This window comes from Flavobacterium sp. (assembly GCF_027531705.1).
Classification (GTDB): Bacteria; Bacteroidota; Bacteroidia; order Flavobacteriales; family Flavobacteriaceae; genus Flavobacterium.
Genome location: NZ_JAPZSP010000022.1, coordinates 1 through 13,748, shown reverse-complemented (window position 1 = coordinate 13,748; position 13,748 = coordinate 1). Strand labels below are relative to the sequence as shown.

Genomic DNA, 13,748 nt, shown 5'->3' with positions numbered 1-13,748 from the left:
TTGCTATACAGATTAAAAATTTTAGAATAGTAACCCCTAAATAACTTAAAACCTAAAAAAAATGAATAATAATTATTATGCAATATTAATGGCTGGTGGAGTTGGTTCACGATTTTGGCCAGTTTCTACAACAGAACTTCCTAAGCAATTTCACGATATGTTAGGTGCAGGAAGCACATTGATTCAAAAAACATTTAGTCGTTTGTCAAAATTAATTCCTGCTGAGAATATTTTGATTTTAACCAACGAACGATACAATGATTTGGTTCTCGAACAGTTGCCAATGGTAAAACAAGAACAAGTTTTGCTAGAGCCAGCCATGCGAAATACAGCACCATGTATTTTATATGCTTCTTTGAAAATTCAAAAAATGAATCCAAATGCTGTTATGGTTGTGGCGCCAAGCGATCACTGGATTGAAGATGAAGATGAATTTGCAAACAATTTAAAACAATGTTTCGATTTTTGCGAAAAAGAAGATGCTTTAATGACTTTAGGAATTCAGCCAACTTTTCCAAATACAGGTTTTGGTTATATTGAATTTGATAAATCAGATAATAATTCGATAAAAAAAGTGAATCAATTCAGGGAAAAACCTGATTATGCTACTGCAAAATCTTTTTTAGATGCTGGAAATTTCCTTTGGAATGGTGGAATTTTTATTTGGAGTGCCAAATCGATAACTTCTGCTTTTGAAAAGTTTCAGCCGCAAATGAATACTTTATTCTTGCAAGGTTTGGAAAGTTATAATACAAGTTCTGAAAAAGATTTTATAGAAAAAAATTACGCATCTGCCGAAAATGTTTCAATTGACTATGCCGTAATGGAAAATGCCAAAAATGTATTTGTTTTGCCAGCTACTTTCGATTGGAATGATCTTGGAACTTGGGGACAATTACACGAAAAATTAGTTAAAGACGAAAACAACAATGGTGTTATAAACGCAAAAGTGGTTTTAGAAAACGCTTCAAATAATATAATTCGTTCTGATGCAAACAAACTAATTGTTGTTGACGGTTTAAACGATTATATCATTGTTGACAAAGAAGGAGTTTTGCTAATTTATCCAAAAAGTAAAGAGCAAGATATTAAAAGAATTACGGCTTTGGCTAACGAATTGTAATCTAACCCTCTCGTAAAACCGCTTCTCTAACTTTTTTAAACAATTCAGATGAATATACAAAATCGGTAACCGCTTCGTTGTCGGTTTTGAATATTTCATCTTTTGAACCTTCCCAAGCTTTCAATCCGTTTTTTAGGAAAACAATTTTGTCTCCAATTTCCATAACGGAGTTCATATCATGCGTATTAATAACCGTTGTAATATTATATTCAGCTGTAATTTCCTGAATCAAATTGTCAATCAAAATAGCCGTTTTTGGATCTAAACCTGAGTTGGGTTCATCACAAAAAAGATATTTAGGATTATTTACAATAGCTCTTGCAATTGCCACACGTTTTTGCATTCCACCAGATAATTCAGATGGTTTTTTGTGATGAGCATTGATTAAATTTACTCTATGAATTACAAAATCAACACGTTCTTTAATTTCGGAAGGTGTTTTAGTTGTAAACATTTTTAGAGGAAATCCAATATTTTCTTCAACCGTCATACTGTCAAACAAAGCACTTCCTTGAAAAACCATTCCAATTTCTGTTCTTAATTCTCTTTTTTCATCAGCATTCAAATCGGAATAAATTCTTCCGTCAAACGATATTGTTCCACTATCAATGTTGTGAATTCCTAATAATGATTTTAAAAAAACCGTTTTTCCCGAGCCACTTTGTCCAATAATTAAATTCGTTTTTCCAGCTTCTAAAACCGTTGAAATTCCTTTTAAAACCATTTGGTCGCCAAAAGATTTTTTGATGTCTTTAACTTCTATCATAACTAGTTGGTTAAAAGTAATTGTGTTAAAATATAATTTACCAAAATGATTACAACCGATGTCCAAACAAAGGAAACTGTACTAGCTTTACCAACTTCAAGAGCGCCGCCTTTCATATAATAGCCATGAAATGAAGGTATTGTCGCTAAAATTATAGCAAAACACAATGTTTTTATAAAAGCATAGGCCACATGAAAAGGAATAAAGTCAACTTGAATACCGCTAACAAATTCATCTGCTGAAGAAAATCCGCCATACACAGCTGCCATCCAACCGCCCAAAATACCCAGAAACATGGCAATTCCAATTACAAACGGGTAGAGAAGTAGCGCAATCAATTTTGGGAAAACCAAATAATTTAATGAGTTAACACCCATAACTTCCAATGCGTCGATTTGTTCAGTAACTCGCATAGTTCCAATACTTGACGTGATGAAGGAACCCATTTTTCCTGCCATAATTATCGAAATAAATGTTGGCGCAAATTCCAAAATCACAGATTGTCTTGTGGCAAAACCAATTAAATATTTTGGAATTAGTGGATTGGTCAAATTTAATGCTGTTTGAATAGAAACAACTCCACCCACAAAAAACGAAATAAACGCCACAATTCCCAAAGAATCGATTATCAAATCGTCAATTTCTTTAAAAATAAGGTTTCGCATAACAGACCATTTTGTCTGTTTGTTGAAAATTTCTTTGAGCATCAAAAAATATTTTCCTATCTGCGATAAATAGCGAACTAGCATCATGGTTTAAAAATATCGTCAAAAATAGTGATTAGTTGTGAGTTTTATACAGTTGTATAGAATTTTTTAAAATACAAGTTTAATCTATTGAAAGAAAATACTTTGTATAATTTAATAAAAACACAAATTAATTTTTATATTTGACTAAATTTTGATTTTTATGAAAAAAATATTCCTTTTAATTTCGTTTTTAGTTTTTGGTATTGGGTTTGGGCAGAGTTCAGCTGAAATTGACAATGGTTTTAATATTGTAGACAATATTTTTCATACTGGTGGCAGAAAAATGATTAAGCAATCAAATGGGAAATTCATAGTTCTAGGAGGAGGAATTTCTGCATATAAAAACTTTGTTTATCCAGCAAGTTCTTTGTACAGACTAAATGCCGATTTTACACCAGACACAACATTTAATGTGATGGTGATTAATAATGTTTATGATTTTGATGTTCAAAGCAATGATAAAATTATTATTGTTGGAAATTTTAGCAGTGTTAACGGAGTTTCTGTTAATAAAATTGCAAGACTTGATAGTAATGGATTTTTTGATTCTTCATTTATTTTTGCAAATACAACTGGACTGGCAAATTTTACTATATATGGACTACATGCTGTAAAAATTTTAAGTTCTGGAAAAATTTTAGTTGGAGGTAAAGTAAATATATCAGGTAAAGGCGATTTATTTAGATTGAATTCTAATGGAACATTTGACAATACTTTTAGTTCAGGTGTATCTGCTGGGAATAACACAATAAGTTATGTAATTGATTTTGAAATTGATACTAGTGGAAAAATTGTATACATGACATCAAGAGATTTGGATGGTTTAGGCACTACAGTTAATGATGTTGTTTTTAATGTTGGACGACGTTTGGCTAATGGCACTAATGACACCACTTTTAATATACCAAATACATTTTTTAGTGGAAATTTAATACTTAATGGGAGTTTGCCAAAAATAAGATTTCAAAATGACGGCAAAATAGTTATCAAAACTTACTATTCAGTGGGTAATAGTTGTTGGCGACTTACAGCATCTGGTACTTTGGATACTAGTTTTACTGTTCCGATTTGTTCAAGTATAGATTATGAAATCCTTGATGATGGTAATTTTTTATTGGTCAATAGTACAGGAGGATTTTCTGTTTATAATGCTGCTGGCACTTTACTATCGTCAAATACAAATGAAGAAAACATAAAAATATCAAAAATATTTTTACAACCTTCGGGCGAGGTCATAACCTCTATTTCTTGGGAAGTACCACCACCACAAGGAATAACACAAACTGCCTATAATAGCAAGTTAGTAGTTTATAACCAATCAGGTAATTTGATTCCAACAACTCAAAAAGGGACATATTATGCTGGAAAAAAAATTATTAAAAACAATAATAATGAAATTCTTGTTTTAGGAAATATAAAATGGGATGGCGGCGTAAAAAATCATTTTGGGATCAAACTATTAAATAATCAAGGTGAACTTGTAATACATCCCAATCTTGAAAATTTTCTAAACAATAATATTGATTTCAATGATAAGACCAATTACATCGAAAATGGTTTGGTGCAATCGGATGGTAAAATTATTTTGCTAAAAGCAAAAAGATATACCAATTCAGGAGGTAATTATTATGGATATGATTTAATTAGGATAAATTCAGATTATACTGTTGATACTAGTTTTATTACCCCATATACAAATTTTGGTATTTCTTCCAATACAGATACTTTTATGACTCTTGATGGAAACAACAAACTACTTTTGAATAATGTTTCAAACGGGAAAATAATGAGATTAAATTCAGATGGATCTCCTGACTATGATTTTGTAAATAATCAATTAGGATTTAATACTAATAATATAAACTGCATAAAAGTGCTGCCTAATGGTAAAATATTAGTAAGTGGTCAATTTACAGGTTTTGATGTTAATATGGGTAATCCAACTGTTTTAAAAGGAATTGTGCGACTAAATAATGATGGAACTTATGATCCAACTTTTAATACAAATATTGATTCATATTCAACTATTACTGCAATTGATTTTCAAAGCGATGGAAAAATCATTATAGCTGGAGATATAAGGTATAATAATGTGAATTGGTATTCAGTATCTAGACTTAATCAAGATGGTATATTAGATACTTCATTTAATAGTATTAATTATCAAGTTCCACTCAAACGTATTAGCACAATGAAGACCCTTCCAGATAATGGTGTTATTGCAATTATGAATGAGTTTTATTCTGGTACAACATTTCTTATTGAAAGCTCTTTACTAAAATTATCGAGTAATGGAACTATTGACACTTCATTTAATATTGGAACTGGTTTTAATAGTATCATAAATGATGTTCTTCCTCAATCAGATGGTAGAATTCTAGTTACAGGAGATTTTGATAAATATAATGATATATGGTGTAACGGTACGATTAGATTAATTGGTAATTACAATCCATTAACACAAACTAATTTCAATGATATTTCTAAATCAAATATTATATTATTTCCTAACCCAGTTGAGAATAATCTGAACATAAGTAAAAAAGAAGAAATTGAAATTTCATCAATAACTATTTATAATATGCTAGGGCAAATTGTAGTAGCGATTCCAAATGCTAAAAACGTTGAAACTGTTGATGTTTCATCATTAAAATCTGGTAATTATTTTGTCAAAATAAATTCAGATAAAGGAACTTCAAACACTAAGTTTATTAAATTATAAAAATCAAAAATGCCTCGTTATATAGCGAGGCATTTTTTTATAGTAGCTTTTCTTTCATTTTCTTCAAGCGATAGTTTCTAATGAATTTAGCTTGTTCATCAGTAACTAAAAGTGTTTTTTTTGATGATTTTGCTTTCCAAAAACCTTTTATGTAATCAATAAAAAGTAGTGGTTTTTTCTTCATCATTGCTAATTTTAAGGAAGCAATAGCAGTAATCCAAAATCCATATCCTAACGAATAAAACGCTTCGCCTTGTTTATAACGAGCCGTTTTGTTGTAGTTGGCACCAGTTGGTTTTAGATGTTTTACATGTAAACTTTCATCAGTTACCACTTTCCAATTATAGAATTTGCACAATAATTCATCAACAGTATCCCAACCCATTTCTGGTTTTAATCCGCCAATTTGTTTGAAGGTTTCTTTTCTATAGGATTTTAATGCTCCACGAATATGGTCTTTATCAGTAAGATTTTCTAAAATCCATTCGCCGTTTTTTTCTATATAACAAAACCCACCAGCCATTCCAATTCGGTTATCTGATTTGAAATGCTTAATTATAGTTTCAAAATAATTGTTTGGAAAAATCAAATCGGCATCTGCTTTTACAATAAAATCATAGTTTTCATCCAGAGTTTCTAATCCTTTTTGAAACGCTTGAATGACTTTACTTCCAGGTAAATGAATAGCATCTGAAGTTTTATTAACTAAAGAAATAAAAGAATATTTTGAGACAAATAAATTAACAATTGCTTCAGTATTATCAGTAGAATTGTCATTTACAACAACAATTTTTGTTGGCAAAACAGTTTGTTCAATCAAAGATTGAAGTGTCAAAGAAATTAAAGATTCTTCGTTATGAGAAGGAATGACAATGTAATATTTCATAGACTGAAAACTGAAAACTGAAAACTGTGACTGAAAACTATTTTCTTTCTGCAAACACTATATAATATCTAGGAGTAAAATATCGCAACAATGGTCTGAAACCAAGTTTTTTTACAGGATGCGTAAATTTTTCACGAGCTGTGATTTTCCAACCTGTTTTTTCTAGAAGCCAATCCAATTGCCAATCTTCAAATTCGTGGTAATGTCTGTCCCACATATCAGTTTTGCTTCGGTATGCAGGAGAAAACCATAAACGTAGAGGAATTGAGATTAGCAATTTATCACACTTTACATTTTGTAAAACAGTATAAGGGTTTAATAAATGTTCGAAAATTTCAAAAGCTGTAAAAACGGAATAAGTTTCGTTCTGTAAAGCCGTTTGGTCGTTGTCTAAATCTTCACCTTTGGTGTTTTTTACAGTATAACCATTCTCTTCCATGATTTTTGAAAACGGATTTGGCACACCTAAATCAAAGATGGTTTCTGATGTAGCAACGTGCTTTTGTAAAAATTCTAAAGTATGCTTAAAGCGTTTATTGGGAAATGTTTTTTCGTACATTTAAGATAAAATCAAGTTTAGAGTCCAAATTTACAAATAAATTTTAACTATAACTCGCGTACCAATACCATTTCCATTTTCATCCTTTAAATCTTCATAAATAACATTATCATCATTGTTATTTAGTAATTGTAATCTTTGTGCAATTGATTCGGTTGAAAATGAATTATGTTTATTATTAGTTTTTATTTCTTGCGATTTTTTTCTACCTATTCCGTTATCTTCTACAGTACAAATAATATAATCTTCGTTATCACTCAAATTAAAATCAATACTTACCTTTTTCAAACCATTTTTGTGTAATAAACCGTGTTTAATACTATTTTCTACAAAAGGTTGAATAAGCATTGGAGGAATTTCATGGTAATCTTCGTCTATAGTAGTACCAATAGTTATACTATACTCAAAGTCGGTTTTGAAGCGCATTTTTTCTAGCTCAAGGTATTTCGATAAAATATCAATTTCTGTTGAAAGTAGAATTTGTTTTTTGCCTGATACATTTAATATTTGTCTTGTTAATTGAGTGAAGTTACCCATTTGTTCATTAGCTATTACTTTATCACCATACATAAATTGGTCTTGAATACTTGATAAGGCATTAAAAATAAAATGTGGATTCATCTGACTTTTAAGTGCTTTTAGTTCACTTTCAGTTGCTTTTTTCTCTGCTTCAATAGTTTTTTCAGCTTCTATTAATTGAGCTTTTAAAAGTTCGTTTTGTTTTTTGATTTTATAGCGATTGAATAAAAAATAAGTTGTTATTAGTAATGAAATTATAGCAATCGTTAAAATTATAGCAATCGTTTTTTGGCGTTGTGATTCTAAGTTTGCAATTTTTTTTTGTTGAGATAATGCCTTTATTTGGGCTTCTTTTTTTTCAGTTTCGTATTTGAATTCAGCTTTTAAGAGTTCATTTTTGTTTTGATCTTTATTTAATTTTTTTTCTGCATTTAACGATTCTTCTAAGAATTTTAATGCAAGCTTATATTGACTTTTATCATTGTATACGTTATATAATTTCAAAGAGGATTCTTTAATAATTTCTAGGTTCTTAGATTCATTACCTAATTTGTTGGATAATAATAGATAATCAAGTGCTTTTATGCTTTCTTTTTTTAAAAGATATAAATTTCCCAGGTTTAAATAATTATCAGATAATTGCTTCGTGTCATTTGCTTTTAAACTAAATTTCTCTGCTTCTTTAAAATTTTTTTCAGCATCAGATAATTGATTCATAGCTAAATAATTCTCTCCAATGTTATTTAAAGTGTAACCAATTTTACTGATATCGTTTAATTTTCTTCTAATTTCTAAACTTTTGAAATTATACTTTAAACTATTGTTATAGTTTTTATTTTTATAATTAATAGTTCCAATATGAGCATAGATATAACCTAAAGCAGCTTTTTCATTATTGTATTTTGCCAATATTTCAGATTCTTTGTAGTATTTAAGAGCTTTATCATATTCCTCTAAACATAAAAAATTAAAAGCAATAGCCATTTTAGCAAAACACGCAAAGGAATTATTTTTTATTTTATTAGATTCTTTTAATGCATATAGATTTATCGTAATTGATTTTTTATAGTTTGCTTTAACTTGTTCAAAGTAGGCTTGACTTAAAGAGGCACTTATCAATGCTATTTGATAATATTTTTTTGCTTTTGGATTTACAGTTTTTAAGTTTATTCTAGCTTTTATTGTTGATAAAAGATATTCATTAAGTTTTTCGCTTTTTTGCAAATTAGTTTCTTCATAGATACTCTTTCCAAAATTATTTACCGAAAGTGTATCATTTACATCACTTGATATTTTATTCTGAGAATAGTTGTATATTGAGTTGAATAAAATAAAAACAATTAAAAACAGATTCTTCATACCCTAAACACTAATATCACCAATATATCCATCAAACTCATTTTTCTTTTCTCGTGCGACAGGAATTACTTTGTTATTTTCAAAGACTAAAGTTGCACCATCTTTTTTACTGTATTTTTTTATTTGTTGAATGTTAATCAAGTAGGAGCGATGCACTCTAAAGAAGCGAGAATCATTGGTAAGCAGCTCATGAAATTCTTTTATTTTTTTGCAAACTAAGTATTTTTCTTTAGTTGTTATTACGTGAGTGTATGAGCCATCGGCTTCAAAGTAAAGAATATCATCAATTTTAATAAATAGTAATCCGTCTGAAAGTGGTAGCGCAATTTTTTGTAATTGCTTGACCGATAAATTATCTCTTAGTGTGGATACGCTTTGTAAAATCTGATTTTGTCCTTTTATTTTTATCGCTTTTTCAATCGCTTCTTGCAGTTTACTTATAGTTACTGGTTTTAATAAATAATCTACTGCAGAAACTTCAAATGCTTGCAATGCATATTCAGAATAAGCGGTGCAAAAAATGGTTACAAAATTTGGTTTGTCAAAATATTCAAAAAGAGCAAAACCATTTTCGTTCGGCATCTCTATATCTAAAAAAACCAAGTCAATATTGTTTTTATTGATTATTTTCACTGCTTCTTTTACGTTTTCCGCTTCGGCAATAATTTCAATACCTTTAAGATGTTCGTTAATTGTGTTCGACAATAAAGAACGGGCGTGAGATTCATCATCAACAATCAAAGCTTTCATAAAATTGAATTTAGTGTTTTTCAAAAATAGTATTTATTTTTTGAATTAATTCTTCAAGAATTTACCATTTATGAAGTCAAATTAACCATTTATGAACAAAGTTGTTTAAAATGACTTTGTAAATCGAAAATCTCATTTAAAATCGATTTACATTTTATAAAGTGAGAATTGCTGTTCGTGTAGTGATCAGTATAGAATTAGTTATTAGAAAATATTTTTGCTTCATAATTTAAAAATAAAAAAAATGAAAAAACTATTACACACTTTCACAGTGCTTTTTGTAGCAATAAGTTTTGGGCAAACGCCAATTTATCAGTTTAATTTTGATGGAAATACATCAAACTCGGGATCGAATTCCAATTTTGGAACATGGAATTCCTCAGGAACAGGTATTCCTACTTATGTAAATGATAGATTAGGACAAGCAAATAAAGCAATCAATATTCCAAACACAGTAAATTTTAATGCAACAGCAGTAGGTTTGCCTACAGGAAATGGTTCGAGAACTTTGAGTTTTTGGGCAAAATTTATAAACGATAGTGATAATAAAACGTATCCAGTAGTTGGTTGGGGAAATAATCTAAGTAATCAAGCTTTTGGATTTTGGAGAAATGGAGTTCAAAACTCCTATTACACTTGGGGTACTGGAAACGATTATAATATTCCGCAAACCAACTCTCAAATTCAAGCAAGTAATAACGGTTGGGTTCATATTGCTATGACACACAATGGTACTACTTTAACAATTTACTACAATGGAGTTGATGTGGGTAATTATCCTAGAACGTTAAATACTCTAAATCAAGTATTGTATTTAAACCGATTAGTAAATTCAAGTGGTGGAACTGGTGACGCTGTTCAAATAGATGATTTAAAGATTTACAATACCGCTCTGACAGCTGCTGAAATTTTGAGTTTGTATAATCCAAATGCAGTAGGAACAACACCAACAATTACTAATGTTACTAATATGTCGCCAACATCTAACAGTGCAACGGTAACTTTTGATTTAAATCCGGGTGGAACTTCAACTTCAACCTCAATTGTTGTAACGGCTTTTGGTGACGGTATTGGTGGTGTATACAATGGTCCAACCGCAACAGGAAATACAACACAGCCAATGAGTTACACTATAACAGGTTTAAGCCCTGGTACATGCTATACCTATCGTGTTGAGGCAATTAATAGTACTGCTACTATTGTTCAATCTTCAATTCAGGCCTTTTGTACGCAGGATTCGAATTCAAGGAAAACTCCTATATATCATTTTGAGTTTAATGGTAATACACAAGATAAAAATGATCCAACTTTATCATTTCAAAATCCAAACTCTGGATTTTTAAATAACAATACAGCCATCAGATTAAATAATAATCCTCAGGCTATAAATTTACCTTTTTTACCTCAAGGAACAAAAAAGAGAACAGTAGCTATAAGATTTCTATTCGAATCGGGAGCATTAGTTTCACAGAACAATATATTTAGTTATGGCACAGCAACTGCAAATCAATCTTTTGGATATGATCAAACGTCTACAAGTCAAGCATTACATTATTACTGGGCAAATGATATCCCATTTTCAAATTCTGTAAATTATAATAATTTTTATGAAATGGTTTTCGTGTATGATGGAATAAACACCAAAATATATAAAGATGGTGTTTTGTTAACTTCTAATTCAACTATTATTCCAAACACAATTGGTACTATTTTTAGAATTGGAAGAACAACATTGGGACTTGGAGGTTTTTTTGATGGAAGAGTGGATGATTTACGAATTTATAACGAAGCCTTAACTGATAACGAAGTTGCAAATTTATATATTCCTGCCACTTTACCAGTAATATCAAATGTGAGTGTTTCTAATATTGGAGCAACACAAGCGACTATAAATTATACTTTAAATGCTGGAAACAGCACAACAAGTCATAGAATTGAATATGGAAGAACAGCAGATTTACTAACAACTTTAGGAGTAATTAATAATTCGCCACTTTCGCCAAATACCACTATACCTTATGATATTACAATAACTGGTTTAAGTTCATGCGAAAGTTATTGGATTAAAATTATAGCAACTAATCCTGCTGGATCTGAAATTACAAATTCTAGTTTTAATACACTAAATACATTAGCGTTAAATAATATTTTTGTCAATAATGTAACAAATACAACAGCTACACTAAATTATAGTTTAATGACCACAAATGTAAATGCACTAGTAGAATTACGTATTCAGGCTTCATCAGTTTTTGATGACGATAGTCCATATACTACAATCACTGTTGCAAATCCAGTTTCAAATTCTTCATTAACTTCATACAATTATGTAATTACAAATTTAAATCCAAATGCAGTATATTCATTTGAATTGGGAACAATTGATTTTACAGGATGCTCTGTAGAGACTACCAATAACAACGCATTTACAACTGCAAATTTAGGTGTTAGTGATTATGAAAATAATTTAAAATTCAATTTATATCCAAATCCAGCAACTGATATTGTTGCAATTGATTTTGAAAATAAATTAAAAACTGTTGAAATTTATTCTTTACAAGGTCAAAAAGTTTTGACCACAACTGAAAAAGAATTTAATATTTCTCAATTAAATTCTGGAATATATTTAGTTAAAATAGAAGATATAAATGGAAATGTATCTAGTCAAAAATTGAATAAAAAATAATGAATATCTTCATCAAATACCGTTTAGAACTTACCTTGACAATCTTGTATTCTTTGATAATACTAGTAATAAGTAGTTTAGTATAGTAAGTAGTTTTTTTAAACCCAATCATGTTTATAACAGATTGGGTTTTTTTATTACATTCTATAAACGATTGCATTGATATTCATACCAGCACCTACTGATGCAAATAGAATTACATCGCCTTTGTGAATCTCTTGATTTTCAATTTTACCTTTAATTAAAGAATCGTACAATGTTGGAACCGTTGCCACGCTTGAATTTCCTAATTTATGAATACTCATAGGCATAATTCCTTCAGGTGGTGTTTGTCCGTATAATTTGTAGAACCGTTGAATAATGGCTTCATCCATTTTTTCATTGGCTTGATGAATCAATACTTTTTTTACTTGATTGATGTCAATTCCGCTGTTGTCTAAACATTCTTTCATGGCTTTTGGAACATTGCTTAAGGCAAATTCGTAAATCTTTCTGCCATGCATTTTTATATAACGAACGTCTGGGTCGTGGTCTTTATTAAAAGAATTTCCAAAAAATAAATAATTGGCTTCATCATAAGCATAAGTTGCAGATTCATGGGCCAAAATTCCTTCGTTTTCACCTTCAACAGCCTCAATAATTGTCGCGCCTGCACCATCAGAATATATCATAGAATCTCTGTCATGTGGATCAACCACTCTCGATAAGGTTTCGGCACCAATGACCAAACATTTTTTTGCCATTCCAGCTTTGATAAATGCGGTAGCTTGAATAACTCCTTCAACCCAACCTGGACAACCAAAAAGCATATCATAAGCCACGCATTTCGGATTTTTTATACGTAAATTGTGTTTTACACGAGTAGCCAAACTTGGAAGTAAATCGGCTTGAATAGCTCCTTTTTTCTGATTTCCAAAATTGTGTGCAAATATGATGTAGTCTAAAGTTTCAGGATCAATTTTTGAGTCTTCAATTGCTTTTTTTGCAGCAATAAAAGCAATATCAGATGTCAATAAATCATCAGAAGCGTAACGACGCTCTTCAATTCCTGTAATACCGTAGAATTTCTCTGTAATAACTTCGTTTGGAAGCGGAAAAGGCGTTCCGTCTTCATTCAAGAAAACATGATTTGAAAAGTCTTTATTAGTTACTATTTCTGTGGGGATATAGCTTCCAGAGCCTGTTATTTTGATGTTCATTTATTAATTTTTTTCACAAAATACAAAATACAATTTATAAGTTTATCAATTTAATCTATTTATTTGTAATAATTATTGAATTAATATTTATATTAAAAAAAAATACATAATTACCTAATTTCAGGTATTTCATTTAGAAAAATAATAATTTAATTTTGCACAAAAAATTCAGTAAGAAGTTGAAATTATTTTTAAAAATATCATTATGAAGTTAAAATTATATACATACCTAATTCCTTTTTTAATTTTTAGCAATTCTTTTTCTCAAAACGACTCTTGTTCAAATGCTGTTGTACTAACGCCAAATACTAATTGTGTAACTACAACAGGAAGTTTTAGTGGTTCGAGCAATACAGGTACTACAACTGCGTGTTCATCAACTTCTTTGCAAGATGTTTGGTATAGTTTTGTAGCTACCGATCCAACGATG

General features: G+C 29.8%; 11 protein-coding genes. 4 read left to right on the top strand and 7 right to left on the bottom strand.

Translation table 11 applies throughout. From position 1 onward, the window contains the following. Positions 1–61: 61 nt before the first annotated feature. The gene (locus tag O9267_RS09500; RefSeq protein ID WP_298178596.1) at positions 62–1,123 is read left to right on the top strand and encodes a mannose-1-phosphate guanylyltransferase; all 1,062 of its coding nucleotides are present in this window, start codon (positions 62–64) and stop codon (positions 1,121–1,123) included. A gap of 1 nt (position 1,124) precedes the next feature. On the opposite strand, the gene O9267_RS09495 is transcribed toward O9267_RS09500, so the two are convergent. Then, the gene (locus O9267_RS09495; protein WP_298178593.1) at positions 1,125–1,889 is read right to left on the bottom strand and encodes an ATP-binding cassette domain-containing protein; all 765 of its coding nucleotides are present in this window, start codon (positions 1,887–1,889) and stop codon (positions 1,125–1,127) included. Positions 1,890–1,891: 2 nt separating this feature from the next. After that, positions 1,892–2,641, bottom strand: a complete 750-nt coding sequence (locus O9267_RS09490; protein WP_298178590.1) for an ABC transporter permease — start codon at positions 2,639–2,641, stop codon at positions 1,892–1,894. A 157-nt stretch (positions 2,642–2,798) separates the two neighbouring features. Here O9267_RS09490 and O9267_RS09485 point away from each other — a divergent pair, with 157 nt between their 5' ends. Then, the gene (locus tag O9267_RS09485) at positions 2,799–5,360 is read left to right on the top strand and encodes a T9SS type A sorting domain-containing protein (protein ID WP_298178587.1); all 2,562 of its coding nucleotides are present in this window, start codon (positions 2,799–2,801) and stop codon (positions 5,358–5,360) included. A 37-nt stretch (positions 5,361–5,397) separates the two neighbouring features. Here the strand turns inward: O9267_RS09485 and O9267_RS09480 are convergent, their stop codons facing one another. The 4 genes from O9267_RS09480 to O9267_RS09465 are packed head-to-tail and all read right to left on the bottom strand — an operon-like array spanning position 5,398 to position 9,433. Beyond that, positions 5,398–6,246, bottom strand: coding sequence for a glycosyltransferase family A protein (locus O9267_RS09480; RefSeq protein WP_298178585.1), 849 nt, complete (start codon positions 6,244–6,246; stop codon positions 5,398–5,400). A gap of 37 nt (positions 6,247–6,283) precedes the next feature. Further along, on the bottom strand, positions 6,284–6,805 hold the full coding sequence (locus tag O9267_RS09475) for a methyltransferase (RefSeq protein ID WP_298178583.1): 522 nt from the start codon (positions 6,803–6,805) through the stop codon (positions 6,284–6,286). 30 nt (positions 6,806–6,835) lie between these two features. Then, positions 6,836–8,683 (bottom strand): histidine kinase, encoded by a 1,848-nt coding sequence (locus tag O9267_RS09470; RefSeq protein ID WP_298178581.1) that lies wholly within the window; start codon positions 8,681–8,683, stop codon positions 6,836–6,838. Positions 8,684–8,686: 3 nt separating this feature from the next. Beyond that, positions 8,687–9,433: a LytTR family DNA-binding domain-containing protein gene (locus tag O9267_RS09465; protein WP_298178578.1), complete on the bottom strand. Its 747-nt coding sequence runs from the start codon at positions 9,431–9,433 to the stop codon at positions 8,687–8,689. Between the two features lie 244 nt (positions 9,434–9,677). On the opposite strand from O9267_RS09465, the gene O9267_RS09460 reads away from it, so the two are divergent. Next, positions 9,678–12,119 carry a LamG-like jellyroll fold domain-containing protein gene (locus tag O9267_RS09460; protein ID WP_298178577.1) on the top strand — a complete coding sequence of 814 codons (2,442 nt, stop codon included), beginning with the start codon at positions 9,678–9,680 and terminating at the stop codon, positions 12,117–12,119. Positions 12,120–12,256: 137 nt separating this feature from the next. Here O9267_RS09460 and O9267_RS09455 read toward each other — a convergent pair whose 3' ends face one another. Next, a complete protein-coding gene (locus O9267_RS09455; protein WP_298178574.1) occupies positions 12,257–13,318 on the bottom strand; it encodes a 3-oxoacyl-ACP synthase III family protein in 1,062 nt (353 codons plus the stop codon). A 205-nt stretch (positions 13,319–13,523) separates the two neighbouring features. Here O9267_RS09455 and O9267_RS09450 point away from each other — a divergent pair. Next, positions 13,524–13,748: hypothetical protein (locus O9267_RS09450; RefSeq protein ID WP_298178572.1), on the top strand; the 225-nt coding region annotated here is incomplete at its 3' end.